Genomic DNA, 22,888 nt, shown 5'->3' on the forward strand with positions numbered 1-22,888 from the left:
GGCTGACAGGTCCGTACGGGGCATCCGCGCATCCTGTACGGGGAAAGCACACGCGCTGGCTGTCGCGCTCATCTACGCGCCTCATCACTAGCGGAAATGACCGATTGTGGATCTGATGGTTATCGCTCCTGTAATCTGATCAAAATCTGACGATGCTGAGTTAGCACTTTGCGTGCAATTGCCTGTTAGGCAATCTGATCCATAAAAATGCAGTTTCTTTTTTGTTGTGTATAATTACACAAAATGAAGAGTGATGAAGTAATTAAACGATTGAAAGCCGACGGTTGGGTTTGGGTTGGAGGTAAAGGCGATCATATGAAATTTAAGCATCCCCATAAGATTCAACATGTTGTTGTTCCCCATCCTCGTAAAGATATAGCCTTAGGTACGTTGCGCAATATCTATCGCCAGGCTGGCTGGAAATGGAGGTAATGATGTTTTATCCTGCATACATTCACAAAGATCGGGATAGCGCCTACAGCGTGACTTTTCCAGACTTTCCCGGCTGTTTTACCGCTGCGGACGAACTCGCTGATTTACCCCGACTGGCGCAGGAGGCTGTGGAGGTTTATTTCGAAGGCGAAGACGTGGCGATTGCGCCTCCTTCTTCTTTTGAAGATTGGTGTAACGACGAACGGTTTCAGGACGGCTGCTGGATGCTGGTCGATATTGATTTATCAAGAATCGATACAAAGGCGGTACGCCTCAATATCAGCCTGCCGCAAAATCTGGTACACCGCATTGACGCAAGAGCCAAGGCTTTGCATATGTCACGATCGGCCTTTTTGGCCAATGCAGCGGAAAAGGAAATGGCCACGTCCTGATGACGGCGCGACGGTCTGCCTACCTCAATAAGCAAACCGCTCCTGTAGCGCTTCCAGATGACATTCCTTCAGAATGGCCAATTGCCGCTCGCGCGCGCTTTTCTTGAAGCCACCGGTTTTTTTGGCGATGATCAGCTCGTTTTTCATGGAATGTTCCCAGCCCACCAGTTCCGTTACGGTCACCTGGTAGCCGCGCGCTTCCAGTTGCAGGCAGCGTAATACATTTGTGATTTGGCTGCCGAACTCGCGGGTGTGCAGGGGGTGGCGCCATAGTTCGGACAAAGGCGTCTTGCCCAGGGTATTGCCCTTGGTGGCGCGTAGCGCTGCGGCCACTTCAGCCTGGCAGCAGGGCACCAGCACAATAAAACGCGCATCGCGAGCCAGGGCAAAGCGGATGGCGTCGTCCGTGGCGGTATTGCAGGCGTGAAGCGCGGTGACAATGTCTATTTTTTCAGGCAGCTCGGCAGACGCAATGGACTGCTCGACAGTCATATCCTTGAACTGCATGCCGTCAAAGCCCAGGCGCCGGGCCAGGTCTTCCGATTTTCTGACCAGCTCGGCGCGCGACTCAATGCCATACACCGTGGCGCTGACGTGCTCCTTGAGAAACAGGTCGTACAGAATAAAACCGAGATAGGACTTGCCTGCGCCGTGGTCGACCAGCGATAACCCCTGTCCCTGGTCCAGCACGGTTTGCATGAGGGGCTCAATGAACTGGTACAGGTGGTAGACCTGCTTGAGCTTGCGCCGTGTGTCCTGGTTGATCTTTCCCTCACGCGTGAGGATATGCAGCTCCTTGAGCAGTTCCAAAGACTGCTGCGGCTTGATTTCCGGAATCAGGGTCATGCTGTGCCTTTATACCGTCATCGAAAAAATCCGTGCATTCGGCTGCTTGCGCAGCATGCGCAGATCGAATGCCATACAGATATTACGGGCAAAGGTGCGCCCCGCCTCGGTAATATCAATGCGGTCGGTGCCAATGCGGATCAGGCCGTCGCTTTGCATTTCCTCCAGCCGTTCCAGCACCTCGGGCAGCTCGGGAAATTGCATGGCCGGATCGGCCCAGCTGGTCTGCAGTTGGCACATCAGGTTCAGAATATGGCGGCGGATGACCAGATCCTCCTGGTCCAGCAAATGACCACGGAACAGCGGCAATACACCGCTTTCGACGCGGGCATAATAATCTTCCAGGACTTTTTCGTTTTGCGCAAAGGCGTACCAGGTGTCGCTGATGGCAGACACGCCCAGGCCGATCATCAGTTGGGTTGACGAGGACGTGTAGCCCATGAAATTGCGATGCAGGTCTTTTTTGAGCATGGCCTGATACAGTGAATCGGATGGCAGGGAAAAGTGGTCCATGCCAATTTCCACGTAGCCCAGCTCTTCTAGCAGCCGCTTGCCATTTTCGTACAGGGCGCGTTTTTCTTCGCCGGACGGCAGATCGTTTTCGTCGAAGCCGCGCTGTCCGTTGCCCTTGATCCAGGGCACGTGGGCGTAGGAGTAGAAGGCCAGGCGATCGGGTTTGAGCGCGATGGTTTTCTTGATGGTCGATTCCATGGCCGCCCAACTCTGGAACGGCAGGCCGAAGATCAGGTCGTGACTGACACTGGTGTAGCCAATTGCGCGCGCTGCGTCGGTTGCATTGAGCACGTTTTCATAGGGCTGGATGCGGTGGATGGCCTTTTGGACCATGGGGTCATAGTCCTGCACGCCGTAGCTGACCCTGCGAAAGCCCAGATCGTACAGGGTCTGCAGGTGTTCCTTACGGGTATTGTTGGGATGGCCTTCGAAGCTGAACTCATGGTGCTCATGGACGATGGCGTCGTCCAGAATACCGGTCAGCAGGCGCTGCAGGTTGGCGCTGCTAAAAAACGTTGGCGTGCCGCCACCCAGGTGAATTTCCCTGATGACCGGTTTGTCGCCGAGCAATTTGCGGTACATGGCCCATTCTTTGAGGACCGCCTCGACATAGGGCTCTTCGACACTGTGTTTTTTTGTAATGCGCTTGTGACAGGCGCAGAACGTACAGAGCACCTCACAGAACGGCAGGTGAATATACAAACTGATGCCTTCCTGGGCATTGGACTCCGTAAAGCTGCGCCTGACGGTCTGCAGATAGGCGTCGCTATCGAAACTGCTTTCGTCCCAGTACGGAACGGTGGGGTAGCTGGTATAGCGTGGACCGGGGATGTTGTATTTCTGAATAAGTGTGTTCATTCTGTACATGCGCCCCCGGGGTGAGGCGGGGGTCGCTTAAAATGCGGGCTCGGTGTCGTCCGGGTCGGCGGTTTTGGCAGTCTGCTTGCGGGCTGTCGCGCTTTTGCTCGCGACTTTCTTTGCAGTGGCTTTCTTGACAGCTGTTTTCTTGGTGGCAGTTTTGCTTGCGGTCTTGCGGGCAGTTTTCTTGGCTGCTTTTTTGACCACTTTGCCGCTGTCGGCCTCTGCCGCGGTAGCGGCGCTTTTGGCCGCAGTCTTGCTGGCGGCTTTGGCAGCCGATTTAGACGCCGCTTTTGCCGTTTTGGCAGGGCGGGGCTCAAATTCAAACTCTATTTTACCTGCTTTCGACATGGCAAGGTAGGCTTTGAACTTACGGTTGGTACGATTGGACACAAATCCGTCCAGCAGGTCGGTTTTACCCTGGCTGAGCAATTTGCCCATCTGCTCGTGATTGATCTCCTGTTGCAGGATCACGCGACCGGACTTGAAGTCGCAGGTTTTCTTTTCACTGACCGAATTTTCGCAGACGTAGCTCATGCCGGTGTCGTAGACGTTGCCACTGCATTTGGGGCAATGGCCGACGGGTGTCAGCTGGGACACGTCCAGCGGTTCGCTGTTGTCGTCGTCAGACTGGCCAAAATCGAATTCCAGCTTGTTTTCCGGCGTAATGCGCAAAATAGCGGAAAAGGGCCGTCCCATTTTACTGATGAAACCGCTGAGCGGGCCCAGGGTTTTGTTCTGCAACAGTTCTTCCACTTCGGGAATTTCAAAGGTACGGCCACCGGGATGCTTGGTAATGGAAAAATCGCAGTTGGTGCAGGCGTAGCGGCGGTAGTTTTCCTTGACGACGCTACCGCAGGCCGGGCACGGCGTTGTGAGCGTGGCATAGTCGCCGGGCACGGTGTCCTGCTCGTATTCCTTGGCCCGCTTGACGATAATTTGCGTGCTTTGCGCAATTTCGCGCATGAACGCTTCGCGGTCCAGCTGGCCCTGTTCCATTTGCTTGAGCTTGTGTTCCCATTCGCCCGTCAATTCGGGTGAGGTCAGCTCGCGCACGTTCAGTCCGACCAGCAGCGTCATAAGCTGGCGGGCCTTGGCCGTGGGAATCAGTTCGCGCCCTTCGCGGCGCAGGTACTGTTCGTTAAGCAGTCCTTCAATAATGGTGGCGCGGGTGGCTGGCGTACCCAGACCGCGTTCGGACATGGCTTCGCGCAGTTCATCGTCGTCCACCAGTTTGCCGGCCCCTTCCATGGCCGACAGCAACGTCGCCTCTGTATAGCGGGCGGGTGGACGGGTTGCCAGCTCCTTGGCGGCGATATCTTCGGTTTTGACGTTTTCATTTTCAGCCACGGGAACCAGCGTGGCATCGCTTTCCTGGTTCTCGCGCCCGTAAATTTCCAGCCAGCCCGGCTTGATCAGCACTTTGCCTTCGGTTTTGAAGTGATGGCTGGCCACAATCGTGATGCGCGTGGTGACCCGGAATTCCGCGGGTGGGAAGAACACGGCCATGAAGCGTTTGCTGACCAGGTCGTAGATCTTGGCTTCGGCTTCGCTCAGCTCCTTGGGAACCTGCAAGGTAGGGATAATGGCAAAGTGATCGGAGATCTTTTTGTTGTCAAAAATGCGCTTGTTGGGCCGGACCCAGCTGTTTTGCAGGATTTTCTTTGCAAAGGGCGCATTGCGGCGTGCCAGCAGCGAGTCGGCGCCTACGATGGCCTCAAAGGTCTGTTTGACCGTACTTTGATAGTCCTCGGGCAGGTAGCGCGAGTCAGTACGCGGGTAAGTCAGCGCCTTGTGGCGTTCGTACAGGCTTTGCGCCAACGCCAGCGTGGTTTTGGCGGTAAAGCCGAAACGGGAGTTGGCTTCGCGTTGCAGGGAGGTCAGGTCAAACAGGCCCGGCGACATGGAGGTCGAGGGCTTGGATTCTTCGGTAACGGTGCCGTCTTTATGGCGGCACGCAACAACCACCGATTGCGCACTGGCGGCCGACCACAGGCGGTTGTCCTTTTTCTCGGGGTCGTGTTCATCCTTTTTGAAGGCCGGATCGAACCACTTGCCTTCATACAGACCGCCAGCGGCTACGAAGGTGGCATGCACTTCCCAGTAGTCGCGTGATTTGAACTGGCGGATTTTTTCTTCACGTTCGAAAACAATCGCCAGGGTCGGGGTCTGGACCCGGCCGATAGGCGTTTTGAAAAACCCCCCGTCCTTGCTGTTGAAGGCAGTCATGGCGCGCGTGCCGTTGATGCCGATCAGCCAGTCGGCTTCCGCACGCGAACGCGCTGCCGCTTCCAGCGGTTTCATTACGCTGTCGTCGCGCAGGTTGTCAAAGGCCTCGATAATGGCGTTGCGTGTCATGGACTGCAGCCACAGCCGTTTGATGGGTTTATTGACGCCCGCATACTGGATTATGTAGCGGAAGATCAATTCTCCCTCGCGCCCGGCGTCGCATGCATTGATAATGGCGGTGACATCCTTGCGTTTGAGCAGGCGCACCAGCATTTTAAGCCGATCGGTGGCTTTTTTGTCCGACGGTTTGAGGTCGAACGCTTTGGCCGGGATGGCCGGCAGATGATTGAAGGACCATTTGCCGCGGACAACATCGTCGGGATTGGTCAGGGTTAGCAAGTGCCCTACGCTGGACGACAGGACATACTGGTCGTTCTCAAAGTAGTCGCCTTCACGATGCATGCCGCCCAAGGCACGGGAGATATCGAGTGCAACTGAAGGTTTCTCAGCGATAATCAGGGTTTTCGTCATGGTTTTCCGAAGTTATGAACCGCAAGCGGATGTGTTATTTTTCACCGAGTGTACTACACGGCTATTTTCCACACAGCTATAATCGCTTGCCGTGCTGTTTCTGGTGGCCGGCACTTTCCCGGCAGCCCAACCGCGGATAATACGAGAGGTAATTCAATTGATGCAAGCTCCGACGGCTCATTCTGCACAATCCGGGCATGACCAACTTGTCCGGTGGCGTCGCTTTTTCAATATGGGATTGCGGGTGCTGGGTGTTGGCTTGCTGGCCAGCGGCATTGTGACCTGGATCGCGGCAAACTGGGATGGTCTTGACAAGTTCGAGCGTATTGCCGGTGTTCAGGCGTTGCTGCTTGCCGTAGTGGCCATTGCCCTGGTGCTGGCCTGGCGGGAGCGGCGCAGGTCCGGGTATGCTGCAGGCGCCCACGCCCTTGTGAACGCAAGCAGCCAGGGCGTGCCGGCTTTTGCCGGCGCATTGTTTCTCGCGTGTGTCGTTACCGGCGGGCTGTTTGCGCTTCTGGGGCAAACCTATCAGACCGGGGCCGATCCCTGGACGCTGTTTGGCTGGTGGGCCTTGCTGACGGTTCCCTGGCTGCTGGTTGCCCGCAGCTGGTTCGTCATCGTGCTATGGCTGGTTGTGCTCAATACCGCCATCATATTGCTGCTGGGTACGCAGGTGTTGATCAGCCCGCAGCGTTACACGCCAATGGGTTATGCATGGGTGGTGGCAGGCGTCAATGCGGGCCTGCTGGCGGGTGCCGAGCGTTTGCGCAATCACTATAGCGATCCCTATCGGGTGGTTCCCAGGCTGCTGGCACTTATCATATTGGTCGCCTTGTTTTGTACGCTGGCCGCATCCCTGGAGTCACTCTTTGATGATGAGTCCAACCAGGCCATGTTACTGCAGGCAGTGCTGGTGGGGGCGGTTGTCGCCGGCGGGTTTTATCTTTATCGCCGTGTCAGGCCCGATTTTTTCATACTGTCGCAACTGGCCGTATTTACAGTCCTGTATGCCGGGACCTACGTGCTCATTGCGAGCTGGCTGTTCGCCGAGTCGATGGAGCTGAGCGTGGCGCTGGCTTTTGTGGTGGCGCTGGGCGGGATGCTCGGCTGTGTGTCCTGGCTCAGGAAAGTGTATCAATCGCAGTCCCCCGTGGCGGGTCCCGCCGTTTCTTCGGGCAGTGCGACAGGCATACTTGCAACTGAGCATGCCTCAGGCACAGTGGCAACCCCGACCCCGGTCCAGTCCTCAGCAGTGGTAGCGACCGAATCCGCAGCCACGCCGTCGCGAAGTTCGCCGATGTTGTTCCTCTTTTCATTCAGTTTTATATTTTTACTGGGCCTGGCCCTTATTGTGGTCCTGGATATACCACTGGCAATGGCCGCGGCGCGGCACTGGTTGCCGGGCTGCTGGCATACTTTGTCCCGGACGGCAAAGGGCGTGCCAGCGGCGTGACGCTGATGCTGGTCGGCTTGCTGTTGCTGGCATTTGAGGTTTTCAGCGGGACCTATATAGACTATGCAGATCGCTCTTTGCCGATACTGGGTCTGATCGTCGGCTTGCTAATTCTGTACCATATGTATCACATACCGTGGTTTCAGTTTATGTGTGCGGTGGCAGCGCTGGTCCTGTTTGCGATTCTATGGCCGCAATACAGTCCGGGTCTTGCACTCGATCGCGCAGATACCGGTTTGTCCGGCTATCACCGTGACGCAGAATGGGTTTCTTTTTTGAATGAGCTGGCGCCTGTTTATATTGTGCTGGCTACCGTGATTCTGATGGGGTTGCCGGCGGTCTGGCTGCGTCGTTACAAAACACTCGCCTGGGCGCTGCTGTGCGTTCCGCTTGGCGCCTATGTGATTCATATGTCGGGGGTGTCTTACAGCGATCATCAGAGCGTGCAGCAGGGGCAGAACATGCTGGCCATGGTGCTGAGTAAATGGCACCTGCCTACCCGGTTTCCGATGGTTTATCTATGCAATTTAGTGTTTGCCCTGCTGCCCGTGGGCGTCGCATGGCTGTCGGCCAGACGGCGGCGCGTTTTCGGGGCGGATCAGACCGTTGTATTACTGGTCCTGCTGGTGCTAGGCGTATTGTGGGGCGACCTGCCGGGGGTGCAGCTGGGCCTGCTGTTGTGCTTACTGGGCTACGAGCTACATTATCGCAGCATGCTGGTTGTTGGCGTGGTCAGTATTGTCGTTTTTCTGGCGCAGTTTTATTTTCAGTTGCATTTTCTTCTGCTGGATAAAGCGTACTTTCTGACCGCTCAGGGCGCCGTTTTGCTGGTGACCGCGCTGCTGTGGTACCGCACGCGTCCCGTTACGGCTAATGGCACGCAGGCTGCCAATCATGAGGGCGCATTGGATTCACGCTCCGATATGCCTGCCCGGCCCGATGACCGCCGCTTTGCGAATGGTAACGCCTTGTCTGTACCAGAGGCCGGGTCGGGCCGTGGGTGGCTGCGGATACCGGTGTTCGCGAGCATCGTGGCCGGGCTGCTTGCCGTGCTGGCAGCGGCCAACGTGGACATCATGCAAAAAGAAGCCATCATCCGCGACGGAACGCGTTTTGTGGTTGCATTGCGTCCGGTGGACCCACGCTCTTTGATGCAGGGCGACTATATGACATTGAATTTTGCGTCACAGGGCGGTGACGATGGTGACGTGTTTGCCGATTATTCACATCGGTATGTGGAACTGAAACCCGATGCACAGGGTGTCTATCACTTTACCCGCACGTTGCCGCAAATGATGTCACCAGCCAGCCAGGCAATGTGGTGGTGCGCTATCGCAGGACGTTGGATGAGCGGGTAATGTTTGTGACTGATGCCTATTTTTTCCCCGAAGGGCAGGGTGAACACTTTGCTCGTGCCCGCTACGGGGAATTCCGTGTCAATCAGGATGGCGTGGCATTGTTAACCGGGTTGCTGGATGAAAAACAAAATCGGCTATAGGGCTTGAGCATCGGTATTCGACAAGGGCGCGGTGACATCCAGCAAGGGCTTGCCTGTTGGAAGGGGCGTCGCGTTGCGCCTTTTACTGCGTGTGTTCGGGCGTTGGCGGTCGCTGTATAACGGCAATAATAGCGGCAATAATAGCGGTAAAAATAATAACAGATAAGCATAACCACGCCAAAATGGCGGGCACAAATAACCGCTACAAATCACGGTTAAAAGCAGCGACCAATCGGATGTCAGCTTATATTAAATCGTTGGCGCCATGCGGCCACGGCTGCGTTCCAGAAGTCGCTCACCGTGGTGACGGGCAGGACATCAAAACCCAGCGCTGCCCATGCACGCTGCAGGCTCTTGAGCGGGTTGTGTACATCAATGGCCTGTGCGTGATTCTGTTTTGAGAGCTTTCTGCCATCGCCGTCCAGCACCAGCGGGACATGCATCATGCGCGGCGGCGTAAAACCCAGCATGTGGGCCAACTGATGCTGCCTGGCTGTCGAAGAAAGCAGGTCCTGACCGCGCACAATATCTGTCACCTGCTGATCGTGATCGTCCACCACCACTACCAGTTGATAGGCGAACAGGCCATCGGCGCGCTTGACGATCATATCGCCAACGGCCTGAGCAACGTTTTGGGTTCGCTCCCCCACCCACCTATCGGTAAAGGAGTAAGCCTTATCAGGCATTCTCACGCGCCAGGCGCGGGGCGAGCGGCCAGCGGCAATGCCGGCCCGACAGGTGCCGGCGTAGGGGCGTTCGCCATCCTCGCCCAGCAGCCCGGCCTGCAAGGCATTGCTGGCAATTTCCTGGCGTGTACAGGCGCATCCGTAAATCAGGCCTTGTTCTTCAAGTTGCTCGTATATGTTGGCATAGCGCGATAGCCGCTGTGACTGCCAGATAATGTCGCCGTCCCAGCGCATTCCCAGTTGTTGCAATTGCGACAGGATAATCCGGTCTGCGCCCGGCGCTACCCGTGGCGTGTCGATGTCTTCGATGCGCAACAGCCAGCGGCCATGATGGGCGCGGGCGTCCAGAAAGCTGGCCATGGCGGCGACAAGCGACCCGTCGTGAAGGGGACCGCTAGGGCTGGGCGCAAAACGCCCCGTATAGGGGGCGCCGGTGGTGTAAGACGGGTTGGACAAAATCAGCGGGACAGAAGTAGACAGAATGGGCAGGAGCAGCAACCGGCCTGACTGCAAAAGCGCTTATGCTCGTGCAGGGGATGACGGCGTGTTTGCCTTATGCCGGCTTTATGCGACACATGGCGCCATCACGCCGTCAGATCACCGGATTAGTGAAACAGTTTTTCTTCGTCGTCGGTCACCAGTTCTTCCAGGATCAGGTGATCAATTTCCGCTTCCTGGCTCCACAACACCATCAGCGTGATGATTTTGATGTGCTGCAAGGACAGGGGGGCTTCCGGCGCTGCCATGGCTCGATCAATGATGATTTCACGCAGCGGTGGTGCAACCGCTCCGCTATACTCCAGAAAACTCAGGAACCCGAGGCTGCGACGCCCAGGTGCTGTTGTTCACCCGGAGTGTAAAAGCGTGTGCTGGAGTCTGACATGCTGGTCAGTTCCACGCATTTTTCAGTGGATTCGGCCAGGCCGAAAAGCCAGCCGATCGCATCGTCAATGTCATCGTGCTCGAAGCCTGCGGCCATGAGCCTTTTGGTCAGGACGTCTGCGGAAGGGCAGGATTCTGGAGTGTAATAATTCTCGAAGAGATAAACCAGGACATCATACATAATGCGTTTTCCCCAAAAGGTTTATTCAATGATAGCCTTCAGTCAAATGACACCATCCTGCCTTCAAAATTCTTTAATTAAGCTGAAAGCGTAGATAAATGGTGCTATGTGACAGGCTACACCCGTCAGCCGTTACGCAGGCTTAATGATTATACTGTACGGGTTTTTGAGTGGGCAGGCAACGGTTTATTGGATCTCGTCATAAAAAAATATCACAATGGCTTACAGGGTCATGATTCCAAAAGACTTTTCGATGACAAGACCGTTGTCTGGCCGCAGCGCATCCTGTTTCAATCGATTTCGATTTACATAAATGCGGCAGCAACAAGCGCAAAAAAAGAGCAAAAAAAGCGTGGATAAAGCGTTAATTTGGCCGTACTGAGGTCGCAGACCAGCACAGGCGTACAAACCGGGAGTGAAAACGTGGCGCGGTCCAGCGATGGGCGGCAGGAGCGCACTTTTGGCCGATCAAAAGATCACGGCAACCGGCCTGCGTAAATGCCTATTTATCATGCAGACCGGACAGCGAAGGGGAATTTGAATACAATGAAAACTTACTTCGTCCCTGTTTGCATTTATAAGGAAATGCCATGTCATTCAGTTCTGCCGATGCCCAGTCGCTAATGGAAATTACCGCCCGCCCGCCTTTGTATTTCGTCAGTGGCGAGGGTTCCTGGCTGACGGACGACACCGGCAAGCGATATCTGGATTGCATTCAGGGCTGGGCGGTCAATTGCCTGGGGCATTGTCCGCCGCAACTGGTTAAGGCGCTCAACGACCAGGCCGGAAAACTGATCAACCCGTCACCTGCGTTTTTCAATGAACCGTCCGTGGCGCTGGCCAAGCGGCTGATTGATGCATCGTGTTTCGATCGCGTGTTTTTTACCAATAGTGGCGCAGAGGCCAACGAAGGCGTGATCAAGCTGGCGCGCAAGTGGGGCCAGAAAAACAAAAAAGGTGCCTACAAGATTATTACCTTTGACCACAGTTTCCATGGCCGGACACTGGCCACCATGTCTGCCTCGGGCAAGGCCGGTTGGGACACGAAATTTGCGCCGCAGGTCGATGGCTTTCCCAAGGCGCAAATGAATAACCTGGAATCGGTCAAGGCGCTGATTGACGACAATACCGTCGCCATCATGCTGGAGCCGGTGCAGGGCGAAGGCGGTGTTATTCCTGCGGAAATGGCGTTCATGAAAGCACTGCGCGAACTGACCCGCGAGAACAATATGCTGCTGATCGTGGACGAAGTGCAGACCGGCATGGGCCGTTGCGGCGAACTGTTTGCCTATCAGGCCTATGGTATTGAGCCCGACATCATGTCGCTGGGCAAAGGCATCGGCGGCGGCATTCCGCTGGCCGCCATGCTGGCTCGTGAAGAAGTGTCGTGCTTTGAACATGGTGATCAGGGCGGAACCTACAATGGCAACCCATTGATCACAGCTGGCGGCATTGCGGTGTTCGATACGCTGACCGCACCTGGATTTATGCAAAGTGTTCAGGTCCGCTCCGAGCAGTTATCGCAAGGTCTGCTGGCGCTGTCAGAAAAATGGGGCATGAAAGGCGAGCGTGGCATGGGTATGTTGCGCGCATTGATTCTGGACAAGGACGACGGATCGGCGATTGTAGATGCAGCGCGTGAGCGCGGCCCGGAAGGCATGCTGCTGAATGCGCCGCGGCCGAATCTGCTGCGCTTTATGACCGCATTGAATATGACTGAAGACGAACTCAAGCTGATGCTGGCGTGGCTGGACGAGGTCATTGCCCAGGTCAGAGCCTGATCGATCCCTGTCTGCCGACAGGGCAATGAGCGAACCGGGTGTCGAATCCATCCGGTTTCTCCCAACGGATGACAAGGAGCAGACATGCAGAACGAGATGGAACTCAAAGAGCTGGTTATCGAGCTGTCGGATAACTTGAATCAATGCATGGCGCAGCAGGCGGCACTGCAGCATGCGGTGTATGCCTTGCTGGCGAATGTGAGCGATAAAAAGGCCGTGCGCAATTCGCTGAATATCTGTGCCGAAAGTTTTCTGGAAGCCCAGGAGTCATTGGGCTTGCCGGACGATATGATTGAAACCTATCAGGACGAAATTGCTGAGCTGCTCGATACGCTGTCAGACGATATTGAACAGCAGCGTGATGCTGACTGGGCCAATGAAGGTGGCAATATTCATCTGGACGAAGGCAAGCAGTAAAACAGGCGGATTTTTTATCGCATATCAGGTTCTGATATGTCCCAGGCGTTGTCCGGGAGCCGGCCAGATGAGTGACTTGCAGAAAATACCGAGACACTGTCTCGGTATTTCAATCGCTGCCAATGGGCTCCGCTCTTGACGCTACCATGGTCTGTTTATGCTCCGCCTCTTTCAGTCAAAGCGGATGAGAAGACTCAGGCGTCAGCCTCTTCAATCCTGATCAGTTCTGCGCCATCTGTGACCTGATCGCCAACGGCAAAGAACACTTCTTCGACAATACCCGATGTGGGAGCGGTAATCGCATGCTCCATTTTCATGGCCTCCATGACCATTAATGCATCGCCTTTTTTAACGGTATCGCCGGCCTTGACCGATAGCGAAATGATTTTGCCTGGCATCGGAGCCGTCAGGTTGCCGCCATGGTCGGCGCTCTCGTCGGCGGCGTGGCGCAGTAGATCCGGCAGACCAAAAATACGGGTGCCACCGGTTTGTCCAGTGCCAAACAGCCAGGCCTGTTCTCCTTCGCGTACGACGGTGCCGCGATAATTACGGCCATCCAAATTGACCTGGGTGTGCCAGCTGGCGCCATCGGCCTGGGCCGACCATGACAGGGGATAGCTGCGTCCCTGATGCACCAGTTGCCACTGGCCATCAACACGCTGCATGTGCAGCGTGTGCGCGATATCGCCATCCTGCAGTTGCAGGGTCTGTTGGTAAGAGCCCGACAGGCGCCAGCCGTCGGTGCTGTCCCATGGGTCGATGCTGTGATCGCCCTGGTTGCTGTTGTGGCCGGTTTGGCCTGGGCACTAATCCAGGTAGCCGCCACGCAGGCCAGAGCAGGCAACGTGGCTTCGGTATGCTCGGGCAGCAATTGTTCGCGATTTTTTTCGATCAATCCCGTATCCAGGTCGGCGGTGGCAAACGCTGTGTTTCCCATGAGCCGGCCCAGAAACGCCAGATTGGTGCGCACGCCAACAACATGGGTTTGCGCCAGCGCCGTATGCATGCGCGCAATGGCCTGTTCCCGATTTTCACCCCAGACAATGAGCTTGGCGATCATGGGATCGTAATAGGGCGAGATGGTATCACCCTGGCCTACGCCACCATCGACGCGAACCGTGCCGTTGCAAAAGCTGACATGCTCGGGCAGGCGAAGATGGCTGAGCGTGCCGATGGACGGCAGAAAGCCGTTGTCTGGATTCTCCGCGTAAATCCGCGCTTCAATGGCATGACCTTTCATGGTCAGTTGCGCTTGCGTCAAGGGCAGGGGCTGGCCAGCGGCGACACGCAATTGCCACTCGACCAGATCCAGCCCGGTAATCATTTCGGTGACCGGATGCTCCACCTGCAGGCGGGTATTCATTTCCATGAAGTAGAAGCGACCGTCGGGCTCTGCGATGAACTCGACCGTGCCGGCGCCCACATAGCCTACGGCCTTGGCAGCAGCGACTGCCGCCTCACCCATTTGCTTGCGGCGTTCCGCGGTCATGCCCGGCGCCGGGGCCTCTTCAATCACTTTCTGGTGACGACGCTGAACCGAGCAGTCACGCTCGAACAGGTATACGGCGTTGCTTGGCTGTCCGCAAATACCTGGATCTCGATATGGCGCGGCTTGGTCAGATAGCGTTCGATCAGAACCATATCGTCGCCAAAGCTGCTGATCGCTTCACGCTTGCATGAAGCCAGGGCGGCGATAAACTCTTCTGAACTATTGACTACGCGCATGCCTTTACCGCCACCGCCGGCACTGGCCTTGATCAATACCGGATAGCCGATGCGATCAGCTTCCTGATGCAAAAGGGTCGGGTCCTGGTCTTTGCCATGATAACCCGGCACCAGTGGAACGCCGGCCTGTTCCATCAGGGATTTGGCGGCAGACTTGCTGCCCATGGCGGCAATGGCAGAGGCGGGTGGGCCGATAAAGGTGACGCCGGCCTGCCCGCAGGCCTGGGCAAAGGCTTCGTTTTCAGACAGAAAACCGTAACCGGGGTGGATCGCCTGGGCCCCCGTAGCCTTGGCTGCGTTCAGGATCACATCGCCCAGCAGATAACTGGCGCGAGGCTCGGCGGCGCCGATATGAACCGATTCATCGCAGGCATGGATGTGGGCGGCGTTGGCATCGGCATCGGAGTAGACCGCGACAGTACGAATGCCCATGCGACGGGCGGTGGCGGCCACACGGCAGGCGATTTCGCCGCGATTGGCAATCAGGATGGTATGAAACATGATCTTGTCTCCGGTCAGATACGGAACACGCCGAAACGGGTGTCTTCTATCGGGGCGTTCAGGGCTGCGGACAGGCTTAGCGCCAATACCCGGCGGGTGTCGGCCGGCTGGATGATGCCGTCGTCCCACAGGCGTGCAGTGGCATAGTAAGGATGCCCTTCGCGCTCATATTGATCGCGAATCGGGGCCTTGAAGAGTTCTTCTTCGTCGGCAGACCAGCTGCCGCCCTTGGCTTCGATGCCATCGCGGCGGATTGTAGACAGCACGCTGGCTGCCTGCTCGCCACCCATTACCGAAATACGGGCATTGGGCCACATGAAGAGCATACGCGGATTGAAGGCGCGGCCGCACATGCCGTAGTTGCCGGCACCGAAAGAGCCGCCGATAAGAACGGTGATCTTGGGTACTGAGGCGGTAGACACGGCAGTAACCATCTTGGCGCCATGACGCGCAATGCCTTCGTTTTCGTATTTGCGACCCACCATGAAACCGGTAATGTTCTGCAAAAAGATCAGCGGGATCTTGCGCTGGCAGCATAGTTCGATAAAGTGTGCGCCTTTTTGCGCCGCTTCGGAAAACAGGATGCCGTTGTTGGCAATGATGCCGACCGGCATGCCATGCAAATGGGCAAAGCCGGTAATCAGCGTGGTGCCAAAGCGCGCCTTGAATTCGTCAAATTCGGAGCCGTCGACAATGCGCGCAATCACTTCGCGCACGTCGTAAGGCTTGCGGGTATCGGCCGGAATGATGCCGTTCAGTTCCGCAGGGTCGTAAAGGGGTTCGCGCACCGCTTGCAGTTTAAGGGGGATGTTCTTCTTGATATTTAAGCGCGCCACTGTGTCGCGTGCCAGTTGCAGGGCATGCAGGTCGCTGTTGGCCAGATGATCAACAACGCCCGACAGGCGCGTATGTACGTCACCGCCACCCAGATCTTCGGCCGTCACGACCTCGCCCGTTGCTGCTTTTACCAACGGCGGGCCACCCAGAAAGATGGTGCCCTGGTTTTTGACGATGATCGATTCATCGCTCATGGCAGGCACATAGGCGCCGCCGGCAGTGCACGAGCCCATGACAACGGCTATTTGCGCGATGCCCATGGAGGACATGACTGCCTGGTTATAAAAAATGCGTCCGAAATGATCACGGTCCGGGAACACCATGTCCTGGCGCGGCAGGTTGGCGCCGCCCGAATCCACCAGATAAATGCAGGGCAGGCGATTCTGCTGGGCGATTTCCTGGGCCCGCAAATGTTTCTTGACCGTCATGGGGTAGTACGTGCCACCCTTGACCGTGGCATCGTTGCACACGATAACGCACTCGACGCCATTGACCCGACCAATGCCGGTAATGACGCCGGCGCCGGGTGCGTCGCCCTCATACATACCGTGAGCTGCCATGGGCGAGAGTTCCAGAAAAGGCGAACCGGGATCCAGCAGGCGCTCGACACGGTCGCGTGGCAGCAGTTTGCCGCGTGCGACATGCTTGGCGCGGGCGTTTTCGCCGCCACCTAGCGCGGTTTTTTCCAGGTGCTGCTTCAGATCATCAATCTGTTGCTGCATTGCCTGTGCGTTTTCCAGAAAGCCGGCGGAACGGGCATTGATTTTTGAGGTGATAACGGGCATAAACATTTCCATGCAAGTAGCCGGCAGCTGCGTGCCTACCGGCGCGAGCAACAGGGTGGATGGTTTGGTGTAAGCCGCGCCGGACAGCCTGCCGCCCGGCACGGATCAGCCATAAGGTCAGATCATTTCGACGGCCAGTGCCACCGCTTCTCCGCCGCCGATGCACAAAGAGGCCACACCGCGTTTTCCTTTGGTCTTGCGCAGGGCACCAAGCAACGTGGTCAGAATCCGTGCGCCCGATGCGCCGATAGGATGGCCCAGTGCAGTGGCGCCGCCGTGGATATTGACCTTGGCGTGATCCAGTTCCAGCTCTTTCATGGCAGCCATGGTTACCACAGCGAAGGCTTCGTTGATTTCGTAAAGATCAACCTCGTCTTTGCTCCATGACAGTTTGTCCAGCAGTTTTTTGATGGCACTGACCGGCGCAGTGGTAAACCACTCTGGTTCATGAGAGTGCTGGGAATGGCCCACAATCCGTGCGATCGGCGTTGCCCCCAGTTTTTTGGCGGTAGATTCGCGCATGATGACCAGTGCTGCCGCGCCATCGGAAATGGAGGACGAGTTTGCCGCCGTGACCGAGCCGTCTTTTTTGAATGCAGGTTTGAGGGAAGGAATTTTTTCGGGCTTGGCCTTGCCGGGCGACTCATCGGTACTGACAATCGTGTCGCCGCCGCGGCCGCTGACGGTCACGGGTGCAATTTCCCATTCGAAGCTGCCATCGGCAATGGCGGCATTGGCGCGCTTGAGCGACTCGATGGAAAACGCGTCCTGATCCTGGCGGCTGAAGGTGTATTTATCGGCACATTTTTCAGCAAAGACCCCCATGGCGGTGCCGCGCTCATAGGCGTCTTCCAGCCCGTCCAGCGCCATATGATCATAGACAGTAGAGTGACCATAGCGATAGCCCTGGCGGCCTTTGAGTAGCAGATACGGGGCGTTGCTCATGCTTTCCTGGCCACCGGCCACGACGACCTCGGCACTGCCGGCCAGCGACAGGTCATGCGCCAGCATGGCTGCTTTCAGGCCTGATCCGCATACTTTATGAATGGTGGTGCATGCTACGCTTCTTGGTAATCCGCCGCCCAGCGCTGCCTGGCGGGCCGGGGCCTGACCCTGTCCGGCCTGCAGGACGTTGCCCATGATCACTTCCTGGACATCGTCGGCCTTGATGCCTGCGCGTTCTACGGCGGCGCGGATGGCGGTGGCGCCCAGTTCATGTGCGGCCAGCCCGGAAAGGCTGCCCATCATGGCGCCCATGGGGGTGCGGGCAGCAGAAACGATTACGATAGGATCATTCATGTCGATTCCTTTAATGAATTATGTTGCCGCGGCACGTCTGCACGATGCAGACAGCGCTCGGCGGGGTAGGGAAAGATATCTTCAATTTTACCGGACGCGACCCGGTTCTGCCGGTGCTGCCACCATTGGTAATCCAGCAGCTGGGCGTGGTGTTTCAGGAATGCACGCCGCACGCGTGGGTCTCCCAGCAGGAATCGTTCGAATTCCTCGGGAAAGACGTCATTGGCGTGAACGGCGTACCAGGCTCGTCGGACATCTCGGCTTCTTCATTGGGCGCCGGCGGGATCTTTCGGAAAACCATATCAGTGACAGGCTGTATTTCGTCATAGTCATAAAACACGACGCGGCCCAGACGGGTAACACCGAAATTCTTGTAAAGCATATCGCCGGCAAAAATATTGGCCGCGGCCAGCTCGGCGATGGCATCCCCGTAGCCTTTGACGGCGTCTTCAAGTGCTGCATCGCTGGCCCGGTTCAGATACAGGTTCAGCGGCGTCATGCGGCGTTCGATATAAACATGCCGAAAGACGATGGCGTTTTCTGTCTCTTCGATCAGGCTGGGCACTTCGGTGCGCAGCTCTTTGAGCAAGGCGTCGGAAAACCGGTGCAGCGGCAGAGCCACTTGCGAATACTCCCAGGTATCTGCCATACGCCCGACCCGATCGTGCAGCTTGACCATCTGGTATTTCTGTCTAACGGTCTTGTGCACCATCCCGTCCTTGCGGATCTTGTCGCGGATGAGTTTGAACACATAGGGATAGGAACCCAGTGTAAATACGGTCATCACCATCCCTTCGATCCCTGGGGCAATGTCGAAGGTATCGGTCGAGTGCGTGAGATGATGCAGGAAATCGCGGTAGAACAGGGTCTTGCCCTGTTTCTGCAGCCCGATAGCCGTATACAGTTCCGCCTTGGGTTTGGCCGGCATCAGTGTGTGCAGGAACGAAACGTAAGAGGAGGGGGTTTCCATGTCTACCAGAAAATAGGCACGGGTAAAACTGAACAGTGTGCTGATATCGGCGCGCGTGTGCAGTAATGCATGCAACCGCAGCTCGTGCGCCGGTGTATGCAGCAGGGGAATGGCAAACGGATAGAGCTGTCCGTTGTTGATGAAGCGACCAATGATATAGGCGCCCTTGTTACGGAAAAACAGACTGCGCAGCACATGAATCTGGCAGTCGGGCGCAATGCGCGAGCCGCCGGTTTTGATGATCTCTTTGCGCAGCACGCCCACGGCGCGGCGGGCCAGCAGATGGGCGTCAGCAGGCAGATCATAGTAAGGCAGGGCCAGTCCGAAATCGGCCACCATGTCTATGACTGTGGATACGATGCCATGGGTATGCGGGTAGTAAACGCGATAGGAACTGCCCTGGGCATCAATATAGTCGGTAGCAACGGCAGGACGCACAAACAAAAAGTCGTTGTGGAAATAGTCGCGATGCATGATCCGGCTGCAGACCGAATTGAAGAAGGTTTCTGCACACTCGGGCTGGCTATGCTCAAGCAGCAGTTGCGTAAAGGCTTGCTTGATATCCTGCCAGTACTGGCTTTGTTCTTTGGTAAAAGCGCCGCCCAGCTTCGGATCCTGCATGGCCATGCGGGTCTTGTCCAGCAACTGGGTGATCTGCCGTGTGCACTCGCGCACCCGCGTGTCGTAGTAGTCTATCCGCTCACGGTTGACCCGCTGCATGCCATGCCAATCATGTGATTCAAACAGCGCTTTGGCCCGTTGCGCGACAAAACGGAACAGCGAATAATGCCGGTTAAAGCCGGCCAGAATTTCTGCGGCCAGCGCAGAAGGTTCCGGCACGGGCGGCTCGACTTGTCGGACTTGCTGATGATCTGCGGTGAGCGGCATAGTCATGTGTCTTTTGTCTTGCAGCTAGTGGCCTGGTTCGCTGACCAGGCCAGATGACTAGCGTGTTTCGTTAAACAGCTCACGCCCGATCAGCATGCGGCGGATTTCACTGGTGCCGGCGCCGATCTCGTACAGCTTGGCATCGCGCCACAGGCGTCCCGTGGGGTACTCGTTGATGTAACCGTTGCCGCCCAGGATCTGGATGCCTTCGCCAGCCATCCAGGTGGCTTTTTCTGCGCAATACAGGATCACGGCGGCGCAATCTTTGCGCACTTCGCGCACGTGGCCGGCGCCCAAGCGATCCAGGTGCTTGCCGACGGTGTAGCAAAAGGCCCGGCTGGCCTGCAGCGTCGTGTACAAATCGGCCATTTTTCCCTGAATTAATTGGAACTCGCCGATAGACTGGCCAAACTGCTTTCGGTCATGTACGTAAGGAACGGTGGTGTCCATCACGGCCTGCATGATGCCCAGCGGTCCGCCGGCCAGCACGGCGCGTTCATAGTCCAGGCCGCTCATGAGCACTTTGACGCCACCGTTGAGCTGCCCGAGGATGTTCTCTTCGGGCACTTCGCAGTTTTCAAAAACCAGTTCGCCGGTATGGCTGCCGCGCATGCCCAGTTTGTCCAGTTTCTGGGCCACGGAAAATCCCTTGAAGCCTTTTTCAATGATAAAGGCAGTGATGCCTTTGGCATTGGCCTGTGGGTCGGTTTTGGCATATACCACCAGGGTATCGGCATCCGGGCCGTTGGTGATCCACATTTTGGTTCCGTTGAGCACGTAGTGGTCGCCTTTTTTCTCTGCACGCAGTTTCATGCTGACCACATCGGAGCCGGCGCCCGGTTCGCTCATGGCCAGTGCGCCGATATGCTCGCCGCTGATAAGTTTGGGCAGGTATTTTTGCTTTTGTGCTTCGGTGCCGTTGCGATGCAACTGATTGACGCACAGATTGGAGTGAGCGCCGTAGGACAGGGCTACCGAGGCGCTGGCACGCGAGAGTTCTTCCATGACGATCATATGGCCAGATAGCCAAGGTTGGCGCCGCCATATTCTTCGCTTACCGTCATGCCAAGGACGCCCAGATCACCGAATTTTTTCCACAGGTCCATGGGGAATTGGTCGTCGCGATCCAGCTGGGCTGCACGTGGGGCGATTTCTGCCTTGGCAAAATCGGCTACGGCATCGCGCAACATATCCAGATCCTGGCCCAGATCAAAATTCAAACCGGGAAGCGTCATGAAAAAGTCTCCGTCGTTGTGGTGTGTAAGCAGGGCCAGTTGAATGAGGCCGCACTGACAGATATAAGTGTACGTGAACCGGATCACGGCTTGATGACCAAAATACGCAAACAAGGGTAATCGCCAGTGTGGAAATGGCCCACTGTTCACGGGTATTGCACCTGTCCGGGATAAGTGCTCAATATATCATTACGTTTACGTAAACGTCAATAAAAGGCAGATCAGGATAAACCCGTAAGCGGGGACTTTGCCCTCTCACTTGGACGCCGTGGCGGCGTTCACTTGGCTCAGCAGTTGCAGGCAGTTTTTTTCCTGTTCGTCAATTTCAGCCAGGGTCTGGTCCAGGTCCTGCTTTTGCTGCATCAATTGCTGTTTGTGGCGGGTAAGGATCGTCAGATAGCTTTGCAATTGCGGCTGTGTACTGCCCGGGCCCTCGTACATGCCGATAAGCGAGCAGATTTCGGACAGTTGCAATCCCAGCCGTTTGCCACGCAAGGCCAGCTTCAGGCGTGTCCGGTCCCGATGGGTATAGATACGCTTTTGTCCATCCCGGATGGGATTGACAATGCGGTGATCTTCGTAGAAACGAAGCGTTCGCGGCGTGATATTGAATTCTTCCGCGAGTTCGGAAATAGACCAGGTGCGTGGGTTCATGGAGGCAAAGCAGTCCGGAAGGGGATTCGGGCTTGCATGTTTACGTTAACGTAAACTATGATCTATGAATTAAAACCAAATGTCAATGAGGAGCGGTACGCATGAACGAACTTGAAGCAAGACTGGATTATCCCTTCGGCGATGAGCTGCCACAACCGGGGCAGGCCAGGGAAGTTGCCCCCGGCGTTAAATGGATTCGCATGCCCCTGCCGTTTGCATTGGATCATATTAATTTATGGTTGCTCCGCGATGAAGTGGATGGTCGCCAGGGCTGGACGGTCGTGGATACCGGTATTGCCAAGCCGGAAGTCAAGGCCTTGTGGGAAACCATTTTTGAAAATGCGCTGGAAGGTTTGCCTGTCCTGCGCCTGATCGTGACCCATATGCACCCTGATCATACGGGTCTGGCAGCATGGATGTGTGAGCGCTGGAATGCACCCCTGCATATGAGCATGACTGATTTTTACGTGGCATCGCTCTGGTCGTCTCGACCGGCTGGCGGCGCAGGTACCGGCGGTGATGTGGCGGTGGCGCATTTTGCGCGGCATGGCCTGATTGATGCGGATGCGCAGGAGCAGCTCCGCCAGCGCGCCAGCTATTACCCTTCACTGGTGGAAGGAATGCCGCGGCGTTTTGTGCGGATGCTGGGCGGGGAGCGCCTGCGCATTGGTGGCCGCGTGTGGGAATTTATTGCCGGCTACGGCCATGCGCCGGAACACATCAGCCTGTCCTGTCCGGAACTCAGGGTGCTGATCTCCGGCGACATGGTGTTGCCGCGCATCTCGACCAACGTTAGTGTCTTCGATCATGAGCCCGACGCCGATCCTTTGAAACTGTATCTGCAATCGCTGGACAGCTACCAGCCGCTGGCTGAAGATACCCTGGTGCTGCCTTCTCATGGTCGTCCCTTCAAGGGGCTGCACGAACGACTGAGCCAGCAGCAGGCTCATCATGCCGAACGCCTGAGTGAAGTGCTGCAATGGTGCCGTGACAAGCCGATGTCGGCATCCGACGTGGTGCCGCTGATGTTCAAGCGCAAGCTGGATCTGCATCAGATGACATTTGCCATGGGTGAGGCCCTGGCCCATCTGCATACGCTTTATCACGAAGGCAAGCTGACTCGCAGCGAAGATGACCAGGGTGTGCTGAGGTTCTCTGCTGCGGCTTAGTTTTTCGGCTGCTGCTGCCGGTCGGGTGCGGTGCCCGGCCAATGTATCGGGTGGATAGTACGGTCGCGCGTGTCTGGTTTTTATCCATTCCACAACGCGAGCCGACGGTCCCGCCCCCGCTGCACG

The 22,888-nt window shown here is 56.6% G+C and carries 16 protein-coding genes and 4 pseudogenes; 9 read left to right on the top strand and 11 right to left on the bottom strand.

Going from position 1 to position 22,888, the window contains the following annotated elements; translation table 11 throughout:
* Positions 1-243: 243 nt before the first annotated feature.
* Positions 244-432, top strand: coding sequence for a type II toxin-antitoxin system HicA family toxin (locus tag TKWG_RS22175; RefSeq protein WP_014749153.1), 189 nt, complete (start codon positions 244-246; stop codon positions 430-432).
* Positions 433-434: 2 nt separating this feature from the next.
* Positions 435-824 (top strand): type II toxin-antitoxin system HicB family antitoxin, encoded by a 390-nt coding sequence (locus TKWG_RS01655; RefSeq protein WP_041709757.1) that lies wholly within the window; start codon positions 435-437, stop codon positions 822-824.
* Positions 825-848: 24 nt separating this feature from the next.
* Here TKWG_RS01655 and TKWG_RS01660 read toward each other — a convergent pair whose 3' ends face one another.
* The 3 genes from TKWG_RS01660 to TKWG_RS01670 are packed head-to-tail and all read right to left on the bottom strand — an operon-like array spanning position 849 to position 5,801.
* Positions 849-1,670 (bottom strand): class I SAM-dependent methyltransferase, encoded by an 822-nt coding sequence (locus TKWG_RS01660; protein WP_014749155.1) that lies wholly within the window; start codon positions 1,668-1,670, stop codon positions 849-851.
* A 9-nt stretch (positions 1,671-1,679) separates the two neighbouring features.
* Entirely contained in the window at positions 1,680-3,041 is a 1,362-nt protein-coding gene (gene hemN / locus TKWG_RS01665; RefSeq protein WP_014749156.1) for an oxygen-independent coproporphyrinogen III oxidase, read from the bottom strand.
* Between the two features lie 36 nt (positions 3,042-3,077).
* Positions 3,078-5,801 (bottom strand): DNA topoisomerase III, encoded by a 2,724-nt coding sequence (locus TKWG_RS01670; protein ID WP_014749157.1) that lies wholly within the window; start codon positions 5,799-5,801, stop codon positions 3,078-3,080.
* Between the two features lie 160 nt (positions 5,802-5,961).
* On the opposite strand from TKWG_RS01670, the gene TKWG_RS01675 reads away from it, so the two are divergent.
* From TKWG_RS01675 to TKWG_RS25670, 3 genes are read left to right on the top strand one after another with little or no spacing between them, the layout of a single operon-like run.
* On the top strand, positions 5,962-7,254 hold the full coding sequence (locus TKWG_RS01675) for a DUF2157 domain-containing protein (RefSeq protein WP_238534366.1): 1,293 nt from the start codon (positions 5,962-5,964) through the stop codon (positions 7,252-7,254).
* Between the two features lie 5 nt (positions 7,255-7,259).
* Positions 7,260-8,612 carry a GDYXXLXY domain-containing protein gene (locus TKWG_RS01680; RefSeq protein WP_148274451.1) on the top strand — a complete coding sequence of 451 codons (1,353 nt, stop codon included), beginning with the start codon at positions 7,260-7,262 and terminating at the stop codon, positions 8,610-8,612.
* Positions 8,612-8,752: a GDYXXLXY domain-containing protein gene (locus TKWG_RS25670; RefSeq protein ID WP_014749160.1), complete on the top strand. Its 141-nt coding sequence runs from the start codon at positions 8,612-8,614 to the stop codon at positions 8,750-8,752. Before TKWG_RS01680 ends, TKWG_RS25670 begins: the two co-directional genes overlap by 1 nt.
* A gap of 239 nt (positions 8,753-8,991) precedes the next feature.
* Here TKWG_RS25670 and gluQRS read toward each other — a convergent pair whose 3' ends face one another.
* Positions 8,992-9,918, bottom strand: coding sequence for a tRNA glutamyl-Q(34) synthetase GluQRS (gene gluQRS, locus TKWG_RS01690; protein WP_050981694.1), 927 nt, complete (start codon positions 9,916-9,918; stop codon positions 8,992-8,994).
* A 125-nt stretch (positions 9,919-10,043) separates the two neighbouring features.
* A pseudogene (locus TKWG_RS01695) lies at positions 10,044-10,501 on the bottom strand (DUF494 domain-containing protein).
* Positions 10,502-10,609: 108 nt separating this feature from the next.
* Here TKWG_RS01695 and TKWG_RS23135 point away from each other — a divergent pair.
* The 3 genes from TKWG_RS23135 to TKWG_RS01705 all read left to right on the top strand — a co-directional run bounded on the left by TKWG_RS23135 (position 10,610) and on the right by TKWG_RS01705 (position 12,699).
* Entirely contained in the window at positions 10,610-10,861 is a 252-nt protein-coding gene (locus TKWG_RS23135) for a hypothetical protein (RefSeq protein ID WP_148274452.1), read from the top strand.
* Positions 10,862-11,091: 230 nt separating this feature from the next.
* Complete coding sequence (locus TKWG_RS01700; RefSeq protein WP_014749162.1) at positions 11,092-12,282, top strand: acetylornithine transaminase; 1,191 nt, start codon at positions 11,092-11,094, stop codon at positions 12,280-12,282.
* An 84-nt stretch (positions 12,283-12,366) separates the two neighbouring features.
* On the top strand, positions 12,367-12,699 hold the full coding sequence (locus TKWG_RS01705; protein ID WP_014749163.1) for a hypothetical protein: 333 nt from the start codon (positions 12,367-12,369) through the stop codon (positions 12,697-12,699).
* Between the two features lie 194 nt (positions 12,700-12,893).
* Here TKWG_RS01705 and TKWG_RS20950 read toward each other — a convergent pair.
* The 6 genes and pseudogenes from TKWG_RS20950 to TKWG_RS01745 all read right to left on the bottom strand — a co-directional run bounded on the left by TKWG_RS20950 (position 12,894) and on the right by TKWG_RS01745 (position 21,593).
* A pseudogene (locus tag TKWG_RS20950) lies at positions 12,894-14,925 on the bottom strand (acetyl/propionyl/methylcrotonyl-CoA carboxylase subunit alpha).
* A gap of 14 nt (positions 14,926-14,939) precedes the next feature.
* Positions 14,940-16,547: a carboxyl transferase domain-containing protein gene (locus TKWG_RS01725; protein WP_014749165.1), complete on the bottom strand. Its 1,608-nt coding sequence runs from the start codon at positions 16,545-16,547 to the stop codon at positions 14,940-14,942.
* A gap of 117 nt (positions 16,548-16,664) precedes the next feature.
* Entirely contained in the window at positions 16,665-17,846 is a 1,182-nt protein-coding gene (locus TKWG_RS01730; RefSeq protein ID WP_014749166.1) for an acetyl-CoA C-acyltransferase, read from the bottom strand.
* Positions 17,843-19,710, bottom strand: a pseudogene (gene aceK, locus TKWG_RS01735) (bifunctional isocitrate dehydrogenase kinase/phosphatase). Before aceK ends, TKWG_RS01730 begins: the two are co-directional and overlap by 4 nt.
* Positions 19,711-19,761: 51 nt before the next feature.
* A pseudogene (locus TKWG_RS01740) lies at positions 19,762-20,939 on the bottom strand (isovaleryl-CoA dehydrogenase).
* Positions 20,940-21,194: 255 nt separating this feature from the next.
* Positions 21,195-21,593 carry a MerR family transcriptional regulator gene (locus TKWG_RS01745; RefSeq protein ID WP_014749167.1) on the bottom strand — a complete coding sequence of 133 codons (399 nt, stop codon included), beginning with the start codon at positions 21,591-21,593 and terminating at the stop codon, positions 21,195-21,197.
* A 101-nt stretch (positions 21,594-21,694) separates the two neighbouring features.
* Between TKWG_RS01745 and TKWG_RS01750 the strand changes: the two genes are divergently transcribed.
* Positions 21,695-22,762, top strand: coding sequence for an MBL fold metallo-hydrolase (locus TKWG_RS01750; protein WP_014749168.1), 1,068 nt, complete (start codon positions 21,695-21,697; stop codon positions 22,760-22,762).
* Positions 22,763-22,888 lie beyond the last annotated feature (126 nt).

Source organism: Advenella kashmirensis WT001 (assembly GCF_000219915.2).
GTDB classification, from domain to species: domain Bacteria; phylum Pseudomonadota; class Gammaproteobacteria; order Burkholderiales; family Burkholderiaceae_B; genus Advenella; species Advenella kashmirensis.

Bases quoted from the DNA above. Each gene is read 5' to 3' on its own strand.
- TKWG_RS22175 (WP_014749153.1), top strand. From the start codon at position 244: ATGAAGAGTGATGAAGTAATTAAACGATTGAAAGCCGACGGTTGGGTT.
- TKWG_RS01655 (WP_041709757.1), top strand. From the start codon at position 435: ATGTTTTATCCTGCATACATTCACAAAGATCGGGATAGCGCCTACAGC.
- TKWG_RS01660 (WP_014749155.1), bottom strand. From the start codon at position 1,670: ATGACCCTGATTCCGGAAATCAAGCCGCAGCAGTCTTTGGAACTGCTC.
- hemN (WP_014749156.1), bottom strand. From the start codon at position 3,041: ATGAACACACTTATTCAGAAATACAACATCCCCGGTCCACGCTATACC.
- TKWG_RS01670 (WP_014749157.1), bottom strand. From the start codon at position 5,801: ATGACGAAAACCCTGATTATCGCTGAGAAACCTTCAGTTGCACTCGAT.
- TKWG_RS01675 (WP_238534366.1), top strand. From the start codon at position 5,962: ATGCAAGCTCCGACGGCTCATTCTGCACAATCCGGGCATGACCAACTT.
- TKWG_RS01680 (WP_148274451.1), top strand. From the start codon at position 7,260: ATGCTGGTCGGCTTGCTGTTGCTGGCATTTGAGGTTTTCAGCGGGACC.
- TKWG_RS25670 (WP_014749160.1), top strand. From the start codon at position 8,612: ATGTTTGTGACTGATGCCTATTTTTTCCCCGAAGGGCAGGGTGAACAC.
- TKWG_RS01700 (WP_014749162.1), top strand. From the start codon at position 11,092: ATGTCATTCAGTTCTGCCGATGCCCAGTCGCTAATGGAAATTACCGCC.
- TKWG_RS01705 (WP_014749163.1), top strand. From the start codon at position 12,367: ATGCAGAACGAGATGGAACTCAAAGAGCTGGTTATCGAGCTGTCGGAT.
- TKWG_RS01725 (WP_014749165.1), bottom strand. From the start codon at position 16,547: ATGCCCGTTATCACCTCAAAAATCAATGCCCGTTCCGCCGGCTTTCTG.
- TKWG_RS01730 (WP_014749166.1), bottom strand. From the start codon at position 17,846: ATGAATGATCCTATCGTAATCGTTTCTGCTGCCCGCACCCCCATGGGC.
- TKWG_RS01745 (WP_014749167.1), bottom strand. From the start codon at position 21,593: ATGAACCCACGCACCTGGTCTATTTCCGAACTCGCGGAAGAATTCAAT.
- TKWG_RS01750 (WP_014749168.1), top strand. From the start codon at position 21,695: ATGAACGAACTTGAAGCAAGACTGGATTATCCCTTCGGCGATGAGCTG.